Annotated in this window: 18 protein-coding genes; 8 read left to right on the top strand and 10 right to left on the bottom strand. The window is 39.8% G+C overall.

What is annotated here, in order from left to right; all coding sequences use genetic code 11:
• Window positions 1–2,052 (bottom strand): collagen-flanked surface repeat-containing protein (locus HSP_RS11075; RefSeq protein ID WP_010128201.1); only part of this gene is annotated, 2,052 nt, incomplete at its 3' end.
• A 290-nt stretch (window positions 2,053–2,342) separates the two neighbouring features.
• Here HSP_RS11075 and HSP_RS0101075 point away from each other — a divergent pair.
• Together HSP_RS0101075 and HSP_RS0101070 are read left to right on the top strand one after the other, a co-directional pair.
• Window positions 2,343–2,852: a peptidylprolyl isomerase gene (locus HSP_RS0101075; RefSeq protein WP_010128199.1), complete on the top strand. Its 510-nt coding sequence runs from the start codon at window positions 2,343–2,345 to the stop codon at window positions 2,850–2,852.
• A gap of 58 nt (window positions 2,853–2,910) precedes the next feature.
• Window positions 2,911–4,158 (top strand): multifunctional CCA addition/repair protein, encoded by a 1,248-nt coding sequence (locus HSP_RS0101070; RefSeq protein ID WP_010128197.1) that lies wholly within the window; start codon window positions 2,911–2,913, stop codon window positions 4,156–4,158.
• Window positions 4,159–4,198: 40 nt separating this feature from the next.
• Here the strand turns inward: HSP_RS0101070 and cysS are convergent, their stop codons facing one another.
• A complete protein-coding gene (cysS, locus tag HSP_RS0101065; RefSeq protein WP_007523626.1) occupies window positions 4,199–5,578 on the bottom strand; it encodes a cysteine--tRNA ligase in 1,380 nt (459 codons plus the stop codon).
• A 184-nt stretch (window positions 5,579–5,762) separates the two neighbouring features.
• Between cysS and HSP_RS0101060 the strand changes: the two genes are divergently transcribed.
• The gene (locus tag HSP_RS0101060) at window positions 5,763–6,902 is read left to right on the top strand and encodes a glycosyltransferase (RefSeq protein ID WP_007523632.1); all 1,140 of its coding nucleotides are present in this window, start codon (window positions 5,763–5,765) and stop codon (window positions 6,900–6,902) included.
• 35 nt (window positions 6,903–6,937) lie between these two features.
• A complete protein-coding gene (locus HSP_RS0101055) occupies window positions 6,938–7,912 on the top strand; it encodes a glycosyltransferase family 2 protein (protein ID WP_010128196.1) in 975 nt (324 codons plus the stop codon).
• 22 nt (window positions 7,913–7,934) lie between these two features.
• On the opposite strand, the gene HSP_RS0101050 is transcribed toward HSP_RS0101055, so the two are convergent.
• The 7 genes from HSP_RS0101050 to HSP_RS0101015 form a co-directional block, all read right to left on the bottom strand.
• On the bottom strand, window positions 7,935–8,777 hold the full coding sequence (locus HSP_RS0101050; protein ID WP_010128195.1) for a glycosyltransferase family 8 protein: 843 nt from the start codon (window positions 8,775–8,777) through the stop codon (window positions 7,935–7,937).
• Between the two features lie 187 nt (window positions 8,778–8,964).
• Window positions 8,965–10,575: a phosphoenolpyruvate carboxykinase (ATP) gene (pckA, locus tag HSP_RS0101045; protein ID WP_010128194.1), complete on the bottom strand. Its 1,611-nt coding sequence runs from the start codon at window positions 10,573–10,575 to the stop codon at window positions 8,965–8,967.
• A gap of 230 nt (window positions 10,576–10,805) precedes the next feature.
• Window positions 10,806–11,600, bottom strand: a complete 795-nt coding sequence (gene nagB, locus HSP_RS0101035) for a glucosamine-6-phosphate deaminase (protein WP_007523607.1) — start codon at window positions 11,598–11,600, stop codon at window positions 10,806–10,808.
• 124 nt (window positions 11,601–11,724) lie between these two features.
• Window positions 11,725–12,606, bottom strand: a complete 882-nt coding sequence (nanA, locus tag HSP_RS0101030; protein ID WP_007523599.1) for an N-acetylneuraminate lyase — start codon at window positions 12,604–12,606, stop codon at window positions 11,725–11,727.
• A 29-nt stretch (window positions 12,607–12,635) separates the two neighbouring features.
• Window positions 12,636–13,508, bottom strand: a complete 873-nt coding sequence (locus tag HSP_RS0101025; RefSeq protein WP_007523614.1) for an N-acetylmannosamine kinase — start codon at window positions 13,506–13,508, stop codon at window positions 12,636–12,638.
• A 9-nt stretch (window positions 13,509–13,517) separates the two neighbouring features.
• A complete protein-coding gene (locus tag HSP_RS0101020) occupies window positions 13,518–14,204 on the bottom strand; it encodes a putative N-acetylmannosamine-6-phosphate 2-epimerase (protein WP_010128193.1) in 687 nt (228 codons plus the stop codon).
• A gap of 8 nt (window positions 14,205–14,212) precedes the next feature.
• Window positions 14,213–14,806, bottom strand: coding sequence for an SGNH/GDSL hydrolase family protein (locus HSP_RS0101015; protein WP_010128192.1), 594 nt, complete (start codon window positions 14,804–14,806; stop codon window positions 14,213–14,215).
• Between the two features lie 212 nt (window positions 14,807–15,018).
• Between HSP_RS0101015 and HSP_RS0101010 the strand changes: the two genes are divergently transcribed.
• The 4 genes from HSP_RS0101010 to HSP_RS0100995 all read left to right on the top strand — a co-directional run bounded on the left by HSP_RS0101010 (window position 15,019) and on the right by HSP_RS0100995 (window position 20,499).
• A complete protein-coding gene (locus tag HSP_RS0101010; protein WP_010128191.1) occupies window positions 15,019–16,599 on the top strand; it encodes an ABC transporter substrate-binding protein in 1,581 nt (526 codons plus the stop codon).
• A gap of 172 nt (window positions 16,600–16,771) precedes the next feature.
• Window positions 16,772–17,725 carry an ABC transporter permease gene (locus HSP_RS0101005; protein WP_007523643.1) on the top strand — a complete coding sequence of 318 codons (954 nt, stop codon included), beginning with the start codon at window positions 16,772–16,774 and terminating at the stop codon, window positions 17,723–17,725.
• Window positions 17,725–19,683 carry a dipeptide/oligopeptide/nickel ABC transporter permease/ATP-binding protein gene (locus HSP_RS0101000; RefSeq protein WP_010128189.1) on the top strand — a complete coding sequence of 653 codons (1,959 nt, stop codon included), beginning with the start codon at window positions 17,725–17,727 and terminating at the stop codon, window positions 19,681–19,683. The genes HSP_RS0101005 and HSP_RS0101000 overlap by 1 nt, the downstream gene beginning before the upstream one ends.
• 9 nt (window positions 19,684–19,692) lie before the next feature.
• Complete coding sequence (locus HSP_RS0100995; RefSeq protein WP_010128188.1) at window positions 19,693–20,499, top strand: ABC transporter ATP-binding protein; 807 nt, start codon at window positions 19,693–19,695, stop codon at window positions 20,497–20,499.
• Between the two features lie 69 nt (window positions 20,500–20,568).
• Here the strand turns inward: HSP_RS0100995 and HSP_RS0100990 are convergent, their stop codons facing one another.
• Entirely contained in the window at window positions 20,569–25,041 is a 4,473-nt protein-coding gene (locus HSP_RS0100990) for a S6 family peptidase (RefSeq protein ID WP_007523624.1), read from the bottom strand.
• Window positions 25,042–25,049 lie beyond the last annotated feature (8 nt).

Genomic DNA, 25,049 nt, shown 5'->3' with positions numbered 1-25,049 from the left:
GTCACCTTTAGCACCTGTCGCACCATCTTTCACGATAGTTGAAGTGGTTTGACCGTTGCCATCTACGATAGTTACTGTGTGTGTGCCGTTGTTGTTATCTACAACTTTAGCTTCTGCATTTTTACCTGCTGCACCTGTTGCACCAGCATCACCTTTAGCGCCAGTGTCACCTTTAGCACCAGTGTCACCTTTAGCACCAGTATCACCTTTAGCACCTGTTGCACCTACAGCACCATCTCTAATAATGGTTGTGGTTGTTGTGCCGTCGCTATTATTAACAGTAAGTGTATGAGTACCATTATTGTTATTGGTTACAGTTGCAGTAACGCTCTTACCATCAACACCATCTTTACCTTTAGCGCCATCTTTTGCTGCAATGATATATTTGTTATTCGCTTCATCGTAGGTAACAGTAATATTGTTGCCAGCTTCAATATTTGCATGGTATGTAACACATGTTACAGCTGGCTTAATCACGTTACCAGTACTATCTTTCGTCTCTGGGGTATACGTTACTTGAGCTGTTGTAGCCTTACCATTTATGAAATCAACAACATCACCGTTATAAACGCTTGAAACCGGAGTACCATTACCACGAGCCTTCCAATGGTGGTTAGAAAGTGCATCTGCCACCATATATAATTGCGAACCATTGATCGCATCTGTTGAAGTTGAAGAAATACGACCTGCCGCAACATGGTGAATTTGACGCTCTTTACCTGCAGAACCCACAGAAACTACAGCGCCTTCACCTAATGTACTATTGTTACCTGCGAAGCCAGAATAAGTATAGCGACCAACTGTTGCAGTATCTGTAGGCTCATATTTATTATCAGTATTAGAACCGTTACCTAACGCTACGCTGTTTTCACGACTTGCATTAGATTGTAAGCCAATTGCTGTTGAATTATTAGCCGAAGCCACTGCTTCACGACCAATTGCTGTTGCATTATTTTTAGATGCCGCCGCATTGTAACCGATTGCTGTTGCATCTTCTTTAGTTGCTTTAGCTGTACGACCTACTGCAATTGCGTGGTCATGAGTTGCTTGAGAACCACCACCAATTGCTACTGATGAAAAACCATCAGATTTAGATGAAGAACCAATTGCAATTGAGTTTACATTAGTTGCACCAGTGTTTGGTCTAGCAAAAGAACCGATTGCGATAGAGTTATCGCCATATGCATGTGCTTTTGAGCCCACAGCTACTGCACCATCACGTGTAGAACGAGCTTTTTCACCCAATGCAACAGCCGCTAGCGCAGTACCTGCCACACTATTACTTCCCTGAGAACCAGCATATACACTTTGCGCTTCAGGAGCTACCTCAGCAAATGCACCAATAGCAATGGTAGAAGACTCTTTATCAGTATTGTTCTCTCTATCTACACCTGGTTTTAAACCTGAATTAGATGCAGCTTGTTTACCAATTGCAATCGCTAAATGGCTAGTTGCTTGAGTACGACTTGCAATAGCAACAGTATCTTGGCCAGCAGCTTGAGCTCTGTCACCAATTGCTGTCGCATTCACATTTGTTGCATTAGCATTGTTACCAATCGCCACTGTACGAATCATTGTTGCATTTGCTAAGTTACCGATTGCAACAGTTGCTTCACCTGTCGCTTGAGTACTTGTACCCATAGCAACAGATGCACCACCTCTCACAATGTTATTATTACCTACAGCAACACCTGCATCACTTGATACAGTATTGTTCGCACCGTAAATCGTTTTACCATCGCCAGTGCCACTCGCTGTGTTTTGATAACCTACAACAATAGAATTATCGGTTGCAGAGTTGCCCGGACGAGCATTTGGAGTAATAACGAGTTTACTATTTCTAAGTTCAATACCAAGATTTGCAAGTTCATTTAAATTAGTCGCTGCCTGTGCGCCCTGTGAAATCGCCACCGAGCTTATTACTGCACCAGCTACAGCTGTTAATTTTGCAATTTTTTGTGATTTAGTCTTGCCTTTTGCATGACCTAATTCGGAAACCGCCGTCCACGTTTGGGTTGCGTGGTTCCAAATAACTTTAAAGACTTTGTTCATTGAATTTGTGTTCCTTAAATAATTTATACACAATAACTGCATCCTCTTGATGCAGCCTTCAAGCAAATTACTATCCTCGTAATTTAGCCTTGCTATGATATAGCGACAAGCCTTATTTTCAAACGTGATTTACATAATCTTACTGCTTGACATTGGTTTAAAAAAGTAAACAAGCGGTTAAATTTTGCAACCATTTTGCAAAATTTAACCGCTTTATATGTTGAGCATTTATAGACAAACGTTTTCTATGTTAAAATCTTGCTAAAATCATCAAACTAAAGAGGACTTTTATGATTACCCTACACACCAATTATGGCGACATTAAAATTGCGTTAAATTTTGAAAAAGCACCCATTACAGCAAAAAACTTTGAAGACTACTGTAAAGAAGGTTTTTATAACGGCACCATTTTCCACCGTGTAATTGATGGCTTTATGATTCAAGGCGGTGGCATGACTGCTGGTTTAATTGAAAAAAATACCAAAGCGCCCATTCAAAATGAAGCGAGCAATGGTTTAAGCAACAAGCGTGGCACCATCGCAATGGCGCGCACTTCAGACCCACACTCAGCAAGCTCACAATTTTTTATTAACGTGGCAGACAATCACTTTTTAGATTACCGCTCAAAAGAGATGTTTGGCAAAACTGTTGTGCAGGAATGGGGCTATGCAGTATTCGGCGAGGTGGTTGAAGGCATGGACATCGTAGATAAAATTAAAGGGGTTGCCACAGGTAACAAAGGTTTCCACCAAGATGTGCCAAAAGAAGATGTTGTGATTGAATCCGTCAGCGTAGAATAAGATGATAGGGCGCATTAAATGCGCCCTTTTTATATCAATCAATAAAAGAGAATAATATATGAAAACCTATCTTGTTGGTGGTGCGGTGCGCGACCAATTATTAAATCTGCCCGTTAAAGATCGGGATTTTTTGGTGGTAGGCGCAACCCCTGAAATGCTGCTGGCAGAAGGCTTTCAACAAGTAGGCGCAGCATTTCCTGTTTTTCTGCACCCTAAAACACAAGAAGAATATGCCCTTGCCCGCCAAGAGCGCAAAAATGGCGCGGGTTATCATGGCTTTATTTGCGATTTTTCGCCAACAGTGACCATTGAGCAAGATTTAATTCGCCGCGATTTGACTATCAACGCAATGGCACAAGATTTAACCAGTGGAGAAATTATCGACCCCTTTAATGGGCAAGCCGATTTAGCCAATAAAGTGCTGCGCCATGTTTCCCCAGCGTTTGCCGAAGATCCGTTGCGAGTGTTGCGTGTTGCGCGCTTTGCTGCACGTTTTCATTCAATGGGGTTTCGCGTGGCAGAAGAAACGGTAAAACTGATGCAAAATATGACCGCTTGCGGAGAGCTTGCTCACCTTACCCCTGAACGGGTTTGGCTAGAAACGCAAAAAGCTTTTGAAACCGATTCGCCAGCCATCTATTTTTCACTGCTGCGTGAAATTGGCGCGCTAGCCGTATTATTCCCTGAATTAGATGCCCTTTTTGGTAAACCACAGCCAGAAAAACATCATCCAGAAATTGATAGCGGTGTGCATACTTTAATGGTGCTGACCCAAGCAAAACAATTTACAAAACAGGCAGAAAATCCGACCGCTTTACTTTTTGCTGCACTCTGCCACGATTTAGGCAAAGGCTTAACGCCAGCGGAAATGCTGCCCCATCACTACGGGCATGAACAAAAAGGCATTGCACCTGTAAGAGCATTATCGAATCGATTGAAAGTCTCTGATGATGAAAAAAGTTTAGCGCTGTTAGTGACTGAATATCACACGCACTGCCATAAAATCTCAGAACTTCGCCCTGAAACAGTGTTGAAGTTATTTAATGCGTTGGACGTTTGGCGTCGCCCTGCTCGCTTTCAAGATTTCTTATTCGCTTGCGAGGCAGATGCCCGTGGGCGATTAGGTTTTGAGCAACGGGAATATCCACAAGCAGCATTGGCTAAACGCTACTGGCAAGCAGCGTTACAAGTTGATGTGCAAGCGGTGATTGCCGATGGCTTTGAAAAACAAGCGATTCGTGAAGAATTAAATAAACGGCGTATTAAAGCGATTCGGTTAGAAAAAGAGAAAAGGATTCACGCATAAAAAAGGGCGTGTAATTCAAAACACGCCCTTTCAATTGAGGTTACGCTTTACGCCAAGTGGTTCCGTTTGGCGTATCTTCTAACACAATATTCATTGCTTTGAGTTTATCGCGCACTTCATCTGCTACAGCCCAGTTTTTAGCTGCTTTGGCTTCGTTACGTTTTGCAATCAGTGCTTCTATTTCCGCTGCTTCATCTGCATTAGATTCGCCTTTTAAGAAACTCTCTGGGTCTTGCTCTAACAAGCCTAATACGCCCGCTAATGCTTTTAAACGAACCGCCAAGCCATTAGCTTGCGCTGGGTCTTCCGCTTTTAATTTATTCACTTCGCGTGCGATTTCAAATAGCACGGCTAATGCGCCTGGGGTATTAAAATCATCATTCATTGCAGTTTCAAATGCGCTGATATACTGCTCTCCGCCTGCTGGTGCAACAGTTAAATCACAACCTCGCAATGCGGTATATAAACGCTCTAGCGCTGAACGGGCTAAATCTAAATTATCCACGCTATAATCTAACAAACTACGATAATGCGCGGTGAGGAAGAAATAACGCAAACTTTCTGCATCATATAAGCCAAGCATATGGCGAATGCTGAAGAAATTGCCTAGCGATTTAGACATTTTTTCTTTATCAATCGTCAACATGCCTGTATGAAGCCAGTAATTGACATATTCGCCACCATGCGCACAGCAAGATTGTGCAATTTCATTTTCATGATGCGGGAACATTAAATCTGAACCGCCACCATGAATATCAAAATGTTCGCCCAATTCTTGGCTATTCATCGCGGAACATTCGATATGCCAACCCGGACGACCATTGCCCCACGGGCTTTCCCAACTTGGCTCATTCTCTTTAGACATTTTCCATAATACGAAATCCATCGGATTTTTCTTCACCGATTTAATTTCAACACGCGCGCCTGCCTGTAACTGCGCTAGGTTTTGGCGAGAAAGCGCGCCATATTGCGAGAACGATTCCACATCAAACATCACATCGCCATCAGCTGCCACATAAGCATGCCCTTTAGCAATCAGCTTTTCGACCATTGCAATGATTTCTGGGATATGTTGAGTGGCACGTGGCTCAACATCTGGGCGCAGAATGTTGAGATCATCAAAATCTTTATGCATTTCTGCAATCATTCTTTCAACAAGCGCATCACAAGTTTCGTTGTTTTCGAGCGCACGTTTAATGATTTTATCGTCCACATCCGTAATATTACGTACATAACGCAGGTTGTAACCTAAATAACGTAAATAACGCACAATCACATCAAAAGAAACAAAAGTTCGCCCATGCCCAAAATGACAAAGATCGTAAACCGTTACCCCACAGACATACATACCAACTTGATTCGGGTTAATCGGCTTAAATTCTTCTTTCTCACGTTTTAACGTATTATAAATTTTGAGCATAGTGTCCTCTTTTGTTTATGCTGAAGATATTGAATGGGTTCAAGTATAGCGAATAAGCGGTCGTTTTTTTAGAGAATTTTGCAAATTTTTTACAATCGTTTTCACATCCGCCATGGTATTTTTTCTATAATACTTCATATTGTAAAAATAACATGATGTTCTATACCTAAAGGATACCTAAGCTATGGCTAAAAAAGCTAATAAAAAGACGAATAAAAAAACTATCTGTTTGAATATGATTGTCAAAAATGAATCCGCCATCATTAGAGACACGCTGGAAAATATTACTTCACACATTCCGCTAGATTATTATGTGATCAGTGACACGGGTTCAGATGATAACACTGCTGAAATTATCGAAAACTTTTTCAATGAAAAAGGCATTAAAGGTGAAATTCACCACGATGAATGGGTGAATTTTGCGCATAATCGCAACTGTGCCCTAAAACACGCTGAAGGTAAAACAGATTACGTTTTAATTTTTGATGCCGATGATCGCTTTACAGGTAACTTTGTTCTGCCAGAAGAACTGACCTCGGATTGCTACTATTTGCGTATGGCAAATGGCATTTCTGGCGCTAATGTCTATTACCGTCCATTACTTTTTACTAACGATGGTGGCTTTTACTGGCGTGGCGTATTACATGAATTTATTGAACAACGCAAAAAAACCTCTGTAAAACAAAATCTATCTGGTGACTATTTTATAATTAGTGGCCGTTTTGGTGCACGTAGCCAAAATGCACAAAAATACCTGCACGATGCACAAGTTTTAGAAAAAGCCTTTTATGCCCCTGAAGATGAAGATCTTAAAAGTCGCTACGCATTTTATACTGCACAATCCTATCGTGATGCAGATATACCTCAAAAAGCGATTGAATGGTATGCCAAACGCGCTAATTTAGGAGAGTGGTATGAAGAAGTTTACTATTCACTTCTTCAAATTGCCTTACTAAAAATTGAATTAAACGCCTCGCTCGATGAAGTGCAAAGTTTATTATTAGCCGCTTATGAATATCGACCGCAACGTGCTGAAAGTCTTTATCATTTAGCAAGACAACTACGTTTTCACGATAAAATTAAACTTGCTTATATTTACGCTAATGCAGCGGCGAGCATTCCATTAAATAATGATATTCTTTTTGTCGATCACTCCGTTTATGAATGGAAAGCCAAAGACGAACTTGCGGTTAGTGCATATTGGGTGGGAAATTACCAATTATGTCATGACCTTTGTGTAGAATTACTCAAAAATTCATCTATTCCAGAGCAAGATAGAAAACGTTTCCAAGAAAATTTAAAATTTGCCAAAGAGCATCTTTAAAAGGTTGTCTCTTTCCATATAGGATAAAATAAAAAATGAATCAAAAGCTGGTTGGATTAAGTATGGTTCGTAATGAAAGTGATGTTATTGAAACTTTTGTTCGACATAATTTAACATTATTAGATGAACTTCATATTATCGATCATAATAGCAGCGATAATACCAGAGAAATTCTAACACTTTTAAAAGAAGAAGGGTTACCACTTCATATTTACCACTACAATGAATTAGAATACGCACAGGAACGGATCTTAAATAATATCATGCGTCATATTATAAATAACGATAATAGTATTGACTATATCTTTCCATTAGACGCTGATGAGTTTATTTATTGCCATTCTCGTGAAACATTAGATATTTTTCTAAAACTAATCCCTCAAGATCGTGTTGGAATGTATACTTGGCGAGGTTATCTCCCAAATACTACAGAACACGATCCTGATTTTCTTTATCATTTTACAGATCAACGTAAAGAAGAAATTCTCACGCCTAAAGTAATTATTCCTAGAGCAATTGCAGAAACCTGTACATTAACTATTGGGAACCATTACGTAAGAGATAGCAGTGGTAAAGAAATAAAGAGCCTTGTATTTATTGCACCAAATAGCTACCAATTCTACCATTGGTTTATCAATAGATTCAGTGCTGAATTTATTGAAACAGATGAGCTATGGCTAGGGCATTATCCAATTCGTTCAACCGCACAGCAAATTAAAAAAGTCTTAGAAAAATCTATTACGATGGTCATGGAAAAAAAAGGCTATCGTGATTTAGCTTGGGAAAACCAGTTACGTGATTTGCTCTCTCAACATATGCAAATATCCATTGAACAACTTCGTTTCATTGCCTATAAATATCGTGCATCTGATGCCACACAAACACAGGTCGCTCATCAACAACCATTACGCTCAACAAAATTACCATTAAAATACCAACATTTAATGAATAATGATCCGCTTCCCGTATTGGCAAAACTTATTCTTGATCTTGCTGGTAGATTACGCTAGTTTTCTAGCGTAATTGTTACATTTATAAATCTTGATTTGGGCGCATAATTAAATACGCCCAATCTAAATGACGGAAAAACCAGTATTTCTCTCGTTCAAATAATTCTGGATTTTGATTATCCCAAGGTTTGTGTTTTGCTGCATAATGGATAATCCTTGGAGAAGTCTCTAACTCAACTTTATTAGTCCCGTACTGTTGTTTAATTGCTTCAATATATTGAACTTGAACATTATTAGCTAAACCGTAATATTTTGCCTTTTCTCGTAAAACCATATTCAAAATACACTGATCACCATATAACACTTGTTCAGCATATTCCTCGGCTGTTTTCAGCAATGTATCAACGATCCCTTTTTCTCGCCATTGAACACAATCAATCAGTAAAACACCGCTATTAAAATATTTTGTTGAAACTGATTTATCTAAATAAGTAAAAGGGAAATATTCTCCTAGTCCATAATCTTTTATGACCCCGACAGGAGCCCCATTAAGATCACTATAATAAAATTCAGATAATGAACCATTTACAATAATATCCGCATCTAAATATAACACGCGTTCTTGATGAATTAAGTTAGGAATCATTAAACGGTAATAACTACTTGAAGAAGAAATATGATCTAACGTTTTATAATTTTTAAAAACATCATCTGAAATATGAATAGAAAATAAATGATGCCCTATTTTTTCAAGTTTAGATTGAATACCTTCAAACCATTCTTGTGGGATATCATTGTGTAAAACATAAAAATTAACTTTCTGGTTATAGTAGCAAATAGATTTAATTAACGCCTCTAAATGAGGGGTATATTTTGCATCAATTGTAAAAGCGATATTCATATAGTCGTTATTTGAATGAATCATTATCCTTTCCTAAGCTTTCTTTTTTAAATTCTGATTTTTGCATTATATCAGCAAATACTATACTAGCATAAATACATTACATTCTTATGATTTAGAATTTTGACTTGAGTACTAAATTAAGAATTGCGAAACTTCCAAAAAAATAGCCCCGAAAACGGGGCTAAATCAGAATTTTAAGGCTTTAAACTTAAGGTTTTGGGCCTGCAGCAACTAATGCTTTACCTTCATCATTCGTTGTATATTTCACAAAGTTTTTCACAAAACGGTCTGCTAAATCTACTGCTTTAGTTTGCCATTGTGCTTTGTCAGCATAAGTGTCACGCGGATCTAAAATTGCTGGGTCTACATTTGGTAACGCTTTTGGAATTGCCAAGTTAAAGATTGGTAATTCACCCATTTCTGCTTTTTCAATTGAACCATCTAAAATAGCATCAATAATACCGCGAGTATCTTTAATAGAAATACGTTTACCTGTGCCGTTCCAGCCTGTATTTACTAAGTAAGCTTCTGCGCCTGCTGCTTCCATACGTTTAACTAACACTTCTGCATATTTTGTTGGATGTAGTGATAAGAACGCTGCACCAAAGCATGCTGAGAAGGTTGGCGTTGGTTCAGTAATACCACGCTCTGTACCAGCTAATTTTGCGGTAAAACCAGATAAGAAGTAATATTTGGTTTGTTCTGGGGTTAATTTAGATACTGGTGGTAATACGCCGAATGCATCTGCGGTTAAGAAGATCACTTTTTTCGCATGACCTGCTTTTGACACAGGTTCCACAATGTTATCAATGTGATAAATTGGGTAAGAAACACGTGTATTTTCAGTTTTTGAACCGTCTGCAAAGTCAATTGAACCATCTGCACGTACAACCACGTTTTCTAATAATGCATCACGGCGAATTGCGCGGTAAATATCTGGTTCATTTTCAGCACTTAAGTTGATTGTTTTCGCATAGCAACCACCTTCGTAGTTGAATACGCCACTTTCATCCCAACCGTGCTCATCGTCACCAATCAATTTACGTTTTGGATCAGTTGAAAGTGTTGTTTTACCTGTACCAGATAAACCGAAGAATACGGCTACATCGCCATCCTCGCCAACGTTTGCTGAACAGTGCATTGAAGCAACACCTTTTAACGGTAATAAGTAGTTCATCATTGAGAACATACCTTTTTTCATCTCACCGCCGTACCAGGTACCACCAATTAACTGTATGTGTTCAGTTAAGTTAAACGCGACAAAGTTTTCAGAATTTAAGCCTTGTTCTTTCCAGTTTGGGTTAGTTACTTTAGAACCATTTAATACTACGAAATCAGGCTTAAATGTTTTTAATTCTTCTTCTGTTGGGCGAATAAACATATTTTTCACAAAGTGCGCTTGCCATGCTACTTCGGTAATAATACGCACGGCTAAACGGTGATGTTCGCTTGCCCCACAGAAAGCGTCAATCACGAAAAGACGTTTGCCAGAAAGCTCACCAGTCACTAATGCTTTTAAGCTTTTCCAAGTTTCTGGTGTCATTGGTTTATTATCGTTTTTTGCTGTATCACTTGTCCACCAAACATGCTCTTTTGAAGAATCATCATAAACGATATATTTATCTTTTGGAGAGCGACCAGTAAAGATCCCTGTATCCACAGCAACTGCACCAGTATTCGTTAATACGCCTTTTTCATAACCTTCAAGGTTAGATGCCATTTCCTCTTCAAAAAGTTGCTCATAGCTCGGATTACGAACAATTTCTTTTACTTGAGTAATACCAAGTTGCGCTAGTTCTTGTTCAATAGGATTAAACATAAAATCACCTCACTCTTAATTGTTTTAAAATTTTGATAAAAGTTTATCAATTATCGAAAAATAAAAATGCCAACTGCATCACATTTTGAGAAATTATACGCCAAAAAGTTTCTTAAAAAACAACAAGCGGTCGATTTCTCCTCCATTTTTGCAAAAAATGAAGTGAAATAGACCGCTTGTTTTTCCGTTTTCTTATCTTAATAAGATACCACTAAATTTGTTGTGCTATCTTAACGAGCAACATGCAATTCAAGTTGTTTGAAGTATTTGATTGTTTTCACTTTAAGCTCTTGTGTGGCTGGCTCATCACAAACAACTAATGCGTGCTTATGCATTTGTAGCGCAGAAATTGTCCACATATGGTTAATAGCACCTTCTACGCAAGCTTGCAGTGCTAAAGCCTTGTTGTATCCTGTGACCAAAATCAATACTTCTTCAGCATCAAGCAAAGTCCCAACACCAACGGTTAGCGCAAATTGCGGCACTTGATTAACATCGTTATTAAAGAAACGCGAGTTTGCAATGATCGTGTCTTCCGTCAATGTTTTTATACGGGTGCGAGAACTTAATGAAGAACCCGGCTCATTAAATGCCACATGACCATCTACGCCAACGCCACCCATAAAGAGATTAATTTTGCCATAAGACTGAATTTTCTCTTCATAACGGGCACATTCTGCGGTTAAATCTTCTGCCATACCATCAAGCAAATTGATGTTTTCTGATGGAATATCAATATGGCTAAAGAAGTTTTTGTGCATAAAGGTGTGATAACTTTCAGGATGCTCTGCCGGAAGCCCTACATACTCATCCATGTTAAAAGTCACTACATGCTTAAAACTCACCACGCCTTGTTGATAGAGTTTGATCAATTCTTGATAAGTTTTAAGCGGAGTACCGCCAGTTGGTAATCCCAAAACGAAAGGCTTATCCGCTGTCGGCTGGAAAGCATTGATTTTATTGGCAATATAGCGTGCTGACCACACTGCAACATCATTTGCCGTATCTAGGGGAACAAGACGCATAAAAATTCCTTTTGTTAAGATAGCTTATTATTGCCCCCTCTTTCATAAGAGGGGACAATTCAAACCTAAGTGAAATTTAAGTTTTTATCACCGCAAGCGGTCTTATTTTTCTATTACTTTGCAATTAAGCAATAAATTTCTCATATAAGCCTTTAGCAACTTCTAATTGTTTCGCAGTTGCTTTCGCGGTCATTGGCTCACGGCAGTAGCCTGCATCAACGCCTTGGCATTTTAAGATTTCTTTAATGGTGAGATATAAGCCATTTGCTAAAATACCTTCAATTAAATCGTTGGTGACATGTTGTACTGCAAGCGCTTCAGCTAATTTACCTTGTTGGGTTAATTCAAAAATTTGACGCGCGCGAATACCGTTAACGTTAAAGGTTGAACCAATAGCGCCATCTACTCCTAAAGCTGCCGCTGGTAACATCATTTCATCGAAACCAGCCCAAATTAAATGGTTTGGATATGCTTTTTTCAAACGTTCTAATAAATAAAAATCACCTGCTGTGAATTTTACCCCTAAGATTTTCGGGTTTTGGTAAAGCTCACCAAATTGCTCAACCCCAATATTAACGCCTGTTAAGAACGGAATTGAATACACAATCATATTGTTACCAGTTTCTGCAATAATGGTATCGTAGTAGTGTTTGATTTCAGCAAAGCTAAATTTGTAGTAGAACGGTGTAACCGCAGATAAGCTGTCATAACCTAATTCTGTTGCATATTTACCAAGCTCTACCGCTTCTTGTAAATTAACACTACCAACTTGAGCAATTAATGCAATTTCATCTTTTGCTTCATCTTTTGCGATGCGGAAAATTTCTTTTTTCTCAGCAGTTGAAAGCATAAAGTTTTCACCCGTTGAACCACCAACATATAAGCCATCTACTTTCATTTTATCAATATTATGGCGAATAATTTGGCGTAAGCCTTTTTCGTTGATAGAGCCATCTTCATTAAATGAAACTAATAATGCACTGAAGATACCTTTTAAATTTTTCATTTTGTATTCCTTATTTGAAACGAATTAAATTAAATTTGTTGTTCTGCCCATGCAGCAGCGCCGATTAAACCAGCATCACCACCATATTGAGCAGCTGTCAAATCACATTGATAAAAATGTGGCATTGCATTTAAATGCCGTGTCACACAAGCTAAATAGCCTTTAGCTAAACCTACACTGCCACCTAACACCACTTTTTGTGTATCTAAACCAATCACTAAATCTGCAATTAAATTAGCAATCGCTTTTGCAGATCTTTCAACTAATTCGACCGATTGTGGATCGTTTTCATGGTAGCGCTCAAACACCTCTTTCGGGCTACATGGTTTCTCCCATTGGCTAGAAACCGCTTCAATTGCACGACCTGAAGCGATGGCTTCTACACATCCGCGTCTGCCACAACCACATACTGAGCCGTTAGGATCTGCCAAGGTATGCCCGATATGCCCCGCAATTCCACGAGGTTCACACAACAATTTTCCTTGTTGAATAATGCCGCCACCTACGCCAGTGGAAACCGTAATAAAGACAAAATTTTGAACTAATGCTTTGTCTTCATGTTGATACTCTGCACAAGCTGCTGCTTGTACGTCATTGAGTAAGAAAATAGGTTTATCGGTATGGCGCGCAAAACTCTCTTTTAATGGAAACTCTGCCAACCCACCTAAATTTTTTGGATTGAGCGCCGTTAAAACACCTTGGTTAATAATCCCAGTAGAAGCCACACTAATGGCATCAAACTGACCTTGATAATGCGCTACTAACTCAGCTAAAGCTTGATGCATCGCTTGTGCGCCTTCAGCTTGTGGCGTTCGAATTTGTAATCGATCGCTTAATTGATTATTTTCTACCAAAGCGCTGGCGATTTTCGTGCCTCCAATATCAATGGCTAGACAACGCATAAGCTCTCCTTAAGCTTTCGCCGAGTGAATGGCTTTCACAAACCAAGAAACAATATGTTCTAAACGGGTTAAGGCTGAACCGACAGTCACTGCATCAGCACCAATTTCAATCGCGGTTTTGGCAAGCTCTGGCGTATTGTACCGCCCTTCTGCCATAACAAAACAGCCTGCTGCTTTGAGATCTTTCACCAGTTGATAATCTGGTTCAGCAGGAATTTCTCCTCCAGTATAACCTGACATTGTGCTGCCGATAATATCAAAACCAAGTTGTTGGCAATAAAGCCCTTCACTTAAATTTGAGCAATCCGCCATTGCTAAACAGCCGTTGTCATGGATACGTTTAACCGCCGTTGGTAAATCAACAGGGCGAATTCGATCTGTACCATCGACTGCAATAATATCTGCGCCCGCTTTCGCTAATGCATCAATATCTTCTAAAAATGGCGTAATGCGAATAGGACTATCAGGTAAATCTCGCTTAACAATACCGATAATTGGCACCTTAACCGCTGCTCGAGCAGCCTTTAAGTTCTCAACACCTTCAATTCGAATACCGGCAGCACCACCAGCCACGGAAGCTGCAGCCATCGCTGCAACAATGGATGGATCGTCCATCGGACCATTATCTACTGGTTGGCAGGATGCTATCAATCCATGCTCAATCTGTTTAAGCGCACTGCGATTTAACTCAGACATATCGCCTCCTATAAATAATTTTCAAGAATTTTTGTTAGTCGAGCATACCCTGCTGCATTAAAATGCAAGCCATCTATGCTAAGTGTGGCATCCAAATTGCCGTTTTCATCCAAGAATGCCTGATAGGTTGGCACAAAGGTCATCATCTCTGGACAATGCTCACGTAAATAAGTATTTAAGTGAATGATTTGCACATTTGTTACCGTTGAGATTTGATTCACTGGTGTGGCTTCAAGCAAAAAATAGTGAGTTTGAGGGGCTGCAAGCGGTCGAATTTCTGTCAAAATTTGCAAAATCCAATCCAACACTTTAGCCGGAGAATAATCAGGCTCTTTGACAATATCGTTTACACCTAAAAAGATAAATACCGTTTTACCCAAATGAGTAATCCGTTTTTCTTTGGCAATCACATCTAAATACTGCCGAGTACTTACCCCACTAATGCCTAAGTTTGCAACCGCTTTACCTTTTAAGCAGCATTCTGGTTCGATGTTTTGCCACATATCAAACAATGAATGCCCGATTAAGGTAATTGGGGCCATTTTCTCAAACTCTGCTTTTTTTTCAACATAGCGTGAATAAATGTCTTGATCTGTCAGCATGATAGCCTCCATTCAAATTTGTGGGCTGATTATAGCTACTTTGAAGTATTACTTCATCTTTTTTTTATAAATTTGTGATGTCGATCTCATTTTTGAAATAAAACTCCAAAACAGATTGCTAAATTTAAAACAAGCAGAGTATGATACGCACAACAGAGCATTGCTCTTATTACTCTCTTATCTTTCATATTCTCTTATTTAAGGAGCATATTATGGGTACTCAATTTGAACTCAACCCATCTCGTCGCCACTTCATGAAATTATTAGCAGGTGTGGGCGCAGGTTTTGCCTTTAGTAGCACTTTAGGCACATTTACGAATAAAGCCTTTGCTGCACCAGCTGCTGGTTCCACAATTGAAGCAGGGATCGCTTATCCGATTTCAACCGGTTTTGACCCGCTTACCTCAAGTGGTGCTTCTTCTATGGCTGCAAACTTGCATATTTTTGAAGGTTTAGTTGATTTACATCCAGCAACTCGCCAACCTTATTTAGCGTTAGCAGCAAAAGAGCCTGAACAAAAAGATGAAACGACTTATCACATTACCTTAAGAGAAGGGGCTAAATTCCACGATGGCACACCTGTAACCACCGAGGATGTGGTCTATTCCTTCGAACGTGTATTAGATCCAGCGAAAGCCTCATTATTCGCTCAATTTATTCCGTTTATTGAATCAGTAAAAGCGTTAGACGATAAAGTCGTGGAGTTCAAATTAAAATATCCATTTGCTCTGTTTAAAGAACGTTTAACTATTGTAAAAATTGTACCAAAACATGCTGTAGAAGCAGGTCAAGCGGCATTCGATGCTAAACCTATCGGTTCAGGCCCTTATAAATTTGTTTCTGCAACCAAAGATGACCGTATCGTGTTTGAAGGGTTCGATGGTTACAATGGCGCATACCCTGCATTAGTTTCTAAAATGACTTGGTTCTTACTTTCAGATGATGCAGCTCGTGTTACTGCGCAAGAATCTGGACGTGTACAAGCAATTGAATCTGTTCCTTATTTAGATTCAGAACGCTTAAAACGCAAAGGCAAAGTAGAATCAGTACAATCTTTCGGTTTACTCTTCTTAATGTTTAACTGTGAAAAAGCACCGTTTAACAATCCGAAAGTACGCCAAGCATTACACTATGCCATTGATACACAAAAACTCATTGATGTTGTTTTCTTAGGTAACGCACAAACAGCAAGTTCTTATGTGCAAACCACACACCCAGACTATGTGAAAGCAACGACTGATTACACCTTCGATAAAGCGAAAGCAGAAGCGTTATTAGCCGAAGCAGGTTTAACTGAGCTTAAATTTGAATTGCTTACCACAGATCACAGCTGGGTGAAAGAATGTGCGCCATTGATTTTAGAATCTTGGAATAGCCTTAAAGGTGTGAAAGTCAGCTTACAACACTTACAATCTGGTGCACTTTACGGTTCACACGTTGATACCGGTAACTTTGATGTTGTTATCGCCCCAGGTGACCCTTCTGTGTTCGGTAACGACTTAGACTTATTATTAAGCTGGTGGTACCGTGGTGATGTATGGCCAAAACGCCGTTTCCGTTGGGCAAATACCCCAGAATATGCAGAAGTGCAAAAACTCTTAGACGAAGCAGTGAAAAACCCAGCTGGTGCGAAAGAGGCTTGGACAAAAGCAATCAATATCATTGCTGAACAAGCGCCACTTTACCCGATTGTGCATCGCAAATTGCCAACCGCGTGGAATGATAAAGTCCTAACCGATTTCCAACCACTTCCAACGACTGGACTTTCGTTCCTTGGCGTAGGGCGTAAATAACGCCAAACAAGCGGTCATTTTTGCAAAATGATTTACAAATTAGACCGCTTGTCTAAATTGCAGTGTGTGTGGAAAACCGATTTCACACACACTTTCAAATAATCCATACACCCTACAGCTCCAACCCATAATAATTCAACAGGATTTCAATTCCTTTTTTAAGGAGAATCTCATGGAAATCATTCTTAAACTACTCTGGCGCCGGCTTATGGCTCTGCCAGTCATGATTTTAGGCGTGAGTGCACTTGTCTTTATCGTCTTACAATTTACCCCTGGCGATCCTGCAACTATTGCCTTGGGCGAAAGTGCCTCTGAAGCTGCGAAAGAAATTTACCGCGAACAACATGGATTAAACGATCCGGTTATCGTGCAATATTTCCGCTTCTTAGCCAATTTATTCGTGCTTGATTTTGGTATGACAACCCCACCGGAACAGCCGATTGTGGATATGATTGCCAAAGCATTCCCGCTCACTTTACAACTCACCTTTATCGGGGTTTTCTTAGCCGCTATCGTTTCATTTAGCTTAGGCGTAACCGCAGCACTTTACCGCGATCGTTGGGTTGACCAAGTTATTCGCTTTATCTCTGTTGCAGCTGTTGCGACACCCTCTTTTTGGCTCGGTATTTTATTGATTCAATACTTTTCATTGAAATTAGACTGGTTACCTTCTGGTGGTTTTGTCCCATTTAGCGAAGATCCGCATGAATATGTGCGTTCTATGATTCTTCCATCACTTGCTCTTGCTGTGCCAGTCTGTGCTTCATTGATTCGTGTGGTGCGTACTACCATGGTAGAAGAAATGGATAAAGACTATGTCCGTACTGCCATTGGTAATGGGGTTCCTTATGCAACTGTTATTCGTCATAACGTGTTACGTAATGCCTTAATCACGCCAGTTACCGTATTGGGGTTACGCGTGGGTTATTTACTCGGTGGGGCGGTAGTTATCGAACAAATTTTCGACCTACCGGGCATGGGAAAATTAATTTTCAACGGTATCGTCAATCACGACTTAAATTTAGTGCAAGGTGTGGTACTCACTATTGCCTTTACCTTCGTGTTAGTCAACATTGTGGTTGATATTCTTTACTTGCTCATCAATCCAAAAATTCGGAGTCTATAATGTTTCGCCAAGGATTAGCTCAACGCCTTGCCTCCGGCGGTGCAAGATTTAAAGCGTTATCGACGAGCTCAAAAATCGCCTTAATTTTTATTCTCTTAGTGGCATTAGTTGCAATTTTTGCACCATTAGTTGCCCCTTATGATCCATTACAAACGATTAGACCGGTACAATCTCCAAGTGGTGAATTCCTCTTTGGTACAGACCGTTTAGGACGTGATATTTTCTCGCGTATGGTGTGGGGGGCAAGAACCTCTCTCTTTATCGGTTTAGGTGCAGTTGGTTTTGCCATTCTCTTTGGTGGGATTTTAGGTGCAACAGCTGCAACGGCTGATAAATGGGGCAATGAGATCATCATGCGTTTGATGGATATTCTCATGGCATTCCCTGGTATTGCATTAGCTGCAGTGTTACTTGCAACATTCGGCAATTCTGTGCCCGTTATCATCATTACCATTGCTATTGTTTATACCCCGCAATTAGCGCGTGTTGTACGTGCAAACGTGGTTTCACAATGGGAAGAAGACTATGTGCGCGCTGAACGTGTCTTAGGTGGTAGCCGTAGCTATATTTTACTCAAACACGTTGTTCGCAATACGGCTGCGCCAGTATTAGTATTCGCAACGGTAATGGTTGCAGATGCGATTGTGTTTGAAGCGTCACTTTCTTTCTTAGGTGCAGGGGTACAACCTCCATTCCCATCTTGGGGTAACATCTTATCTGAAGGACGTAACTTAGTATTAAGCGGTTTCTGGTGGGCAACGACTTTCGCGGGAATCATGATCTTACTTACCGTATTGGCGCTTAACATTTTGGCTGAAGGTTTAACGGATGCGTTAGTGAATCCAAAACTCAAACGTTCAACACAAAGTAAAGAAGATGTGGCAAAACCATTAGCGACCGATGTACAAGAAGCCATGGCAGAAACCTTAGCGCTCAAACGCTATTTAGCAAAATTGCATGAAAAAGAGACCGCCCGTACAGACCGTATGCCACTTAATCCGAATGCAAAAGTGATTCTTGAAGTGAAAAATCTTTCTATTCGCTTCCCGAATCGTTATGGCGAAATTCCACTCGTGGATAACATTAGCTTTAAGGTGCATGAAGGTGAAACAATGGGCTTGGTGGGTGAATCTGGTTGTGGTAAATCTATCACCGCATTCTCTATCATGGGCTTATTACCAAAAACAGCGAAAATCACAGGGGAAATCTTATTTACCGACCGCTCTGGTAAACAACATGATTTATTGAAATCGCCTGATCTCAATGCTTTACGTGGTCATGAAATTTCAATGATTTATCAAGATGCGTTAAGTGCGTTAAACCCATCTATGCGTATCAAAGATCAGATGGCGCAACTCATTAGCCGTGGCGGTAAACAAAGTGCTGAAACCTTGTTGCAATGGGTAAAACTTGATCCAGAAAAAACGCTAAATCGTTACCCTCACGAACTTTCAGGTGGTCAACGTCAACGTGTTCTGATCGCAATGGCACTCGCACGTGAACCGAAATTACTCATTGCTGATGAACCAACCACTGCATTAGATGTGACCGTACAAGCTGAAGTGATTAAATTACTGAATGAATTACGTGAAAAACTTGGCTTTGCCATGGTATTCGTTAGTCATGATTTAGCATTAGTTGCACAAATTGCACACCACATTACGGTAATGTATGCAGGACAAGTTGTGGAAGCAGCACCGACTACGCCATTACTTGCTAACCCAACGCATGAATATACTCGTGGTTTACTAGGTTCTGTGCTTTCAACTGAATTACGTGCTAAACGCTTATATCAAATTCCAGGCAGTGTGCCTTCACCATTTGATTTTGCAAGCGGTGACCGATTCGCAAGTCGTTCGCTCCGCCCTGATGCTAACCCAGCACAGCGCTTACCGTTAGTAGAAGTAGGCGATCACCCGCAACACCGTTGGGCATCTCACTTAGATTCATCACAATAGGAGGAAAACATGAGCATGAAACCTTTAAAAGAGCAGCCAATTATTGAGCTCTCAAATATTGTGGTGCAATTTGCTTCTCGTGATGGCACGCTATTTAATCCGAAAAAATTTACGGCTGTGAATAATGTTAGTCTAGCTATTCATGCAGGTGAAACAGTTGGGTTAGTAGGACAATCTGGTTGCGGAAAATCCACTCTTGCTAATGTGATGATTGGCTTACAAAAACCAACCTCTGGGGAAGTTAAATTTAATGGCTTGCAGATGAAATATGGTAGTGCTGAAGCGCGTAAGCAATTCGGCCGCCAAGTATCTGTTATTTTCCAAGACCCAGCTACCGCATTAAATCCAAGAATGCGTGTGTTAGATATCTTAAAAGATCCAATGGATATCCATAACATCCTAACACCAGGTGAGCGAGAAAAACGGGTATATGAATTACTTTCTCGCGTAGGACTTCCACGCTCTGCTGCACTCGTTGAACCAACCCGTCTTTCAGGCGGGCAAAAACAACGTGTGGCGATTGCCCGTGCACTAGCGCTTAACCCAAAACTTATTGTGGCTGATGAACCTACTTCTGCACTGGATGTATCCGTTCGCGCACAAGTTCTTAACTTGTTAGCTGACTTGAAAAAAGAGTTAAATTTAGCCATGGTCTTTATCTCTCACGATTTACAAACCGTGCATCAAGTTTCTGATCGCATTGTCGTCATGAATGGTGGACAGATGGTTGAAAGTGGCAGTGCTGATGAAGTATTTGATACGCCAACACAAGAATATACCCGTGTGTTAATTAACGCGGCACCATCTTTGTTATAAAAAATATAAAAGATAAAACGTAAAAAGGGCGTGCAATGCACGCCCTTTGTTTTCATTGAGGGTTATCAACTACCAAGTATAACCAAGTTTAAAGGCCGCATATTTTTGGGTAGTAATATCTGACCCTTTAAGCATTCCCACTTGAGCACTTACTTGCCATTGATTAAATTGAGCAGCTAATCCAGCTTCGTGGTTAAAATAACGACCAAATTGTTGCTGCATACCGATATCATTTACAGATAATGCACCATTTACAGCCATTTTACGCTGTGTTGCGTCATTGTAGTAAGAAGCTAAACTTGGTGTTAATTTTACACCCGCTACATCAAAGGTTTTGTTTAATGCTAAACCTGCACGATAAGTCATCAGATTTAATGCTTTACTTTCCACCTTCGCTTCTGCTAAATGATAATTTGCTTTAGATAAACGATGATAACGTACACCAACAGATGGTTGAACATTTACACCCCAATCCCATTGTACGCCAGCATTTGCACCAACGTTAAACAAATTACGGTGGAACACATTGCTTTGGCCATCGAAATCTACGGTATTACGGCTACGACCATAACCAAGATCAAGGCTAGCAAATGCGCCATTATCCCATTTACCTTTCACATAAGCATTCAACGCAGTTAAACGGTTTTTACCATTCACATTTTCATCAAATGTATTGCTTGCTCGAGAATGTGATAATACTGCACCAATTTGTACGTTATCGTTCACATCATGCGCTGCACCGATTTGCGTAAGTGTTACATTTTGTTTATACGGACGATAGAAATCAGAGTGATAGTTCTGTTTTGCTGATTCCGTATTTACCCAAACATTGGCTTTATCATGGCTTAACAAATGACGATCAAGATTACGTCCAATTTGTAATGCTAGATTTACATTAGCCGACATTTCAGATAGCGCAGTATTAGAATAACGGCTCACTAATGCAGATTGAGCTTGACTGTTTTCTAAGTTTGCTTTTGCTGCTAACATTTCAGCTAGTTTAGTATTAGTACTTTCTGAAGTATTTGATGCATTTTCAGCTAAGAATTGCTCAATTTCAGCTAAACTATCATAGTTATCTTCTAAACTGGTTAATACATCTTTAGAAGCACTTTCTACAGCATCCTTCGCATAAACAATTGCTTGAGCATTACCTTCAGCCTGAGCTAATTCAAGCGCTTTTTCTGCATTTTCTAAGCGTTGAATCGCAATATCTAATGCATTTTCAAAGCTAGTTAAACCGCTTGCATTCGCAATTCTCACTACTTTCGCACAAACTGCATGATTTACCCCTTGTGCTTCGCATAGCTGACGAGCTTTATCAATATTAACTACTTTTTGCGATGTTTTGCTTGATTCTAAACCAGCAATCTCTTGACGCAATTTAGCCACTAAATTAGTCGCATTTTCTTGCGTTTTTAATAATGCAGCTGCAGCATTTTTCGCTGTAGTTAAGCGATTATTTTGCTGTTTTAAGGTATTAATTAACTGATTGTATTGGCTATACAATTGGTTACGTTTCGCTTTTTGGGTTTGGCTTAACGCATTGTACTGTCCAACTACGCTCTGTAATTTTGCATCCGTTTGATTAACTGTATTTTGCAATCTATTCACTTCAGCATTTTTTGCATCAGTTTGTTTTTTAGCTCGCTCATATTGTGCATTTAAGCCATTCAACTCTTTCTGTTTTGCTTTGATCTGACGCTGAACTGCTTCATACTCTTCTCGGCTAAGCTCTTGAGTTTGTGTACTCGCACTATGGTTTACTTGCGCATCGCGTAATGGGTTATAAAGACGGTAGTCATTATTGTTATTTGCAAGAATATAACGATAAGCACCTAAATCTACATAACCATTTTCTAATGTGAAACGCGCATTCGCATTACGCTGTTGTGAATTATTTAATTTCACTAAGCTTAATGGGCTAATTGCATCTGGTTCAGCACCAGTGTTTTTCAATGCAATTTCGAAAGCACCATTTGCTACACCATTAACCACCATCATGTCACCACGACCAGCAGCGGCATTGGTTAAGAAACGGAAAGAACCAGTCCCGGTTAAATTACCGTTAATCGTTAATTGGTTAAAATCAACATTACCTTTGTAATTATTGCTGATTTCATCATAACGTTGGTTTAACAACACTACGCTATTTGCAAGTGATAAATTACCTACGTTACTATTTCCGGTTAATGTCCATTGGCTTTGTGGTTTTAAGGTTACCTGTGTTTGAGTATCTGCATTAATGCGACCAACCAAATGCGCTTTTCCTAATTGGAATTGGCTTTGGTTTTGTAAATTCACATTACCCGTTACTTTAGTTGTTGGTAATTGGTTAAATACTGATTGGCTTAATACCGCATTATTGTCACACTTGGTTTCACCAGTATGGCTTGAACGCATACAGTTTTTCGATTCACCTTGAACAAAGCCTAATTTAATTTGACCTTGATCTTTAGCGTTGAAATTACCGTTTAATTGAGAAACATTACGTCCACTCTCAAGCTTTGCATTACCCGCTACATTAAATTCACGCGCAGTAAATTGACGGTCTGTCCATTCATTTTCTCTTACCACTTCTTTATTTCTTAGATAGTCGTAAGCGTGTGCTACAGGCACACCAGAAAGAACAACGCTGCCTTTTTCAACATTCAGGTTACCGTTTAAATTTGCCCCACCGTTTAGTAATAACAAGTTATTTGAATTACTTGGGTTAAAAGTTACATTTAATCCGCCATTTGGACGGCTACTATCAGTTTCCCCTAAGCTACCACTGAAGGTTGCCATTGCATGCGACGCACTGATTTTTTTGATCGCATCGGCTTTATTACTGCCTAAGAATTCCCAATCGTTACTTGAATTTTGATCAAGTGGAAAGTATTGATTCGGGTTACCATTTGGTTTTAAGCGGAAATAATCAGTACGATTATTTCTATGCGTATTTACATACTCATAAACACCTAAAGCGGTTTCTGGTTTTTTACCCCAATTTACCCACTCTAACTCATTTTCAGATAAATCTTTACCGATTGTGATAGAAGCGGTCTGATTTCGGTTATGGTTTACAATTTTTGCACCATCATCTGCGTTTTGAATGTAGTTGAAGCTTAATGCATTACCATTAAGATCTAGGCGACCACCACGGAAACCAAAGTAAATATTATTTGGGTTAACTTGTTTATCATTCGCTAATACGACTGTACCACGACCACTGGTAATCCCAACTTGGTTAAAGGCTTGTTGTTGGCCATTTTCTGCTTTTTGATCCAAAATAACCGTACCATCACCTACGCTAATATCGCCAAGGTTTTTTCCTTTACCATTAACTAATAACGTACCAGTACCTAATTTAGATAAACGGTCGCCTTGCGGGTTTTTCACCTGCCAGTTTACCGTTTTATTGCCATTAACCACTACACCTGCGCCAGTCCAAGTATCATTATTCTTCTCAGCACGCACGGTCATGTTGTTATTGAAATAAAGTGCACCAGCACCTTGGTTAATGCTACTTTGTAATACAATTTCGCTACCATCTACACCACTAAAGTGTGCAGTTTTACCATTAGCAAGCGAAGGACGTTCTGTCCCAGTATCAAGATGTTTTTTAGCAGGATCAGCAAGTTTTAATTTTGAACTAGAAGCCCCTTCCCCTTTCCAATAAATTGTTTTCGCACGAATAGGGAAATCAATTTCATCGTCTTTAACCGCATTCGTCATATACTGGTTTTGTGCAACAGTATAATCATTGCGAGAATCACCCTCACCATAGTACGTCGCTAGGTTACCCGCTAATTCCCAACGTTTTTCTTTTGCATCGTAAACAAATAATGGAGAGCCACTATCACCAGGTAAGCCATAAGTAGATAAGCCATCATTAAAAAGATTACCATCAAATTGAACTTTTGAAGCATCTGAGCTTACTGGACGCATTGGCGTACCACCAATTAAATATTGGTAATAGTCTGCCACATTGCTATTTTGTCCATATTGATTACGAGATTTTTGAATACCTGCACCCACGCGAACAAAATAAGGATAGCGTGATTTATCTAGCAATCCGTTTTGACGTGATTCAGCCACATTAACTGGAATTGGAGCCACTTCAGTGACAAGTTTATGTAAACGAGGGGTTTGGAAGTCTAAACCTGGATGGTTATTTTGCTCAACCACTAAATAATTGAAGTGATGGTTGTCTGGATTGTTACCATCATCACCATATTGAACTTCACCGTAATAACCACTGATGTGTTTTACACTTGTTACGTATTGTGGGTGGAAAAGCGTTGCCACACCTTGGCGACGGTTAGTGACCGCAAGATCAGGCATCGGTACATTTGGTAACATAGTACCAACATGCTGTCCTTGGTTGTTATAAACACCAACATTGCTCACGCCAGGACGGAAAGCCCCTTTATTTTCAGCAAAATCACGGAAGTATTGGTAATCGACATCGTTACGAACGATAGCAGACTGCGCTGAAGCGCAAATTAAGGAGACCGCCACGGCGACCAATGTCGGGCGGAAGAAATTATTTTTCTCCATATTATTCC

This window comes from Haemophilus sputorum CCUG 13788, from assembly GCF_000238795.1.
In the GTDB taxonomy this organism is placed as follows: Bacteria; Pseudomonadota; Gammaproteobacteria; order Enterobacterales; family Pasteurellaceae; genus Haemophilus_A; species Haemophilus_A sputorum.
The sequence above is the reverse complement of the archived record's forward strand: the minus strand, read 5'-3'. Positions and strand labels throughout refer to the sequence as shown.

What these genes read in the sequence shown, in the direction of transcription:
- HSP_RS0101075 (WP_010128199.1), top strand. Translation starts at nt 2,343, where the DNA reads ATGATTACCCTACACACCAATTATGGCGACATTAAAATTGCGTTAAAT.
- HSP_RS0101070 (WP_010128197.1), top strand. Translation starts at nt 2,911, where the DNA reads ATGAAAACCTATCTTGTTGGTGGTGCGGTGCGCGACCAATTATTAAAT.
- cysS (WP_007523626.1), bottom strand. Translation starts at nt 5,578, where the DNA reads ATGCTCAAAATTTATAATACGTTAAAACGTGAGAAAGAAGAATTTAAG.
- HSP_RS0101060 (WP_007523632.1), top strand. Translation starts at nt 5,763, where the DNA reads ATGGCTAAAAAAGCTAATAAAAAGACGAATAAAAAAACTATCTGTTTG.
- HSP_RS0101055 (WP_010128196.1), top strand. Translation starts at nt 6,938, where the DNA reads ATGAATCAAAAGCTGGTTGGATTAAGTATGGTTCGTAATGAAAGTGAT.
- HSP_RS0101050 (WP_010128195.1), bottom strand. Translation starts at nt 8,777, where the DNA reads ATGATTCATTCAAATAACGACTATATGAATATCGCTTTTACAATTGAT.
- pckA (WP_010128194.1), bottom strand. Translation starts at nt 10,575, where the DNA reads ATGTTTAATCCTATTGAACAAGAACTAGCGCAACTTGGTATTACTCAA.
- nagB (WP_007523607.1), bottom strand. Translation starts at nt 11,600, where the DNA reads ATGCGTCTTGTTCCCCTAGATACGGCAAATGATGTTGCAGTGTGGTCA.
- nanA (WP_007523599.1), bottom strand. Translation starts at nt 12,606, where the DNA reads ATGAAAAATTTAAAAGGTATCTTCAGTGCATTATTAGTTTCATTTAAT.
- HSP_RS0101025 (WP_007523614.1), bottom strand. Translation starts at nt 13,508, where the DNA reads ATGCGTTGTCTAGCCATTGATATTGGAGGCACGAAAATCGCCAGCGCT.
- HSP_RS0101020 (WP_010128193.1), bottom strand. Translation starts at nt 14,204, where the DNA reads ATGTCTGAGTTAAATCGCAGTGCGCTTAAACAGATTGAGCATGGATTG.
- HSP_RS0101015 (WP_010128192.1), bottom strand. Translation starts at nt 14,806, where the DNA reads ATGCTGACAGATCAAGACATTTATTCACGCTATGTTGAAAAAAAAGCA.
- HSP_RS0101010 (WP_010128191.1), top strand. Translation starts at nt 15,019, where the DNA reads ATGGGTACTCAATTTGAACTCAACCCATCTCGTCGCCACTTCATGAAA.
- HSP_RS0101005 (WP_007523643.1), top strand. Translation starts at nt 16,772, where the DNA reads ATGGAAATCATTCTTAAACTACTCTGGCGCCGGCTTATGGCTCTGCCA.
- HSP_RS0101000 (WP_010128189.1), top strand. Translation starts at nt 17,725, where the DNA reads ATGTTTCGCCAAGGATTAGCTCAACGCCTTGCCTCCGGCGGTGCAAGA.
- HSP_RS0100995 (WP_010128188.1), top strand. Translation starts at nt 19,693, where the DNA reads ATGAGCATGAAACCTTTAAAAGAGCAGCCAATTATTGAGCTCTCAAAT.
- HSP_RS0100990 (WP_007523624.1), bottom strand. Translation starts at nt 25,041, where the DNA reads ATGGAGAAAAATAATTTCTTCCGCCCGACATTGGTCGCCGTGGCGGTC.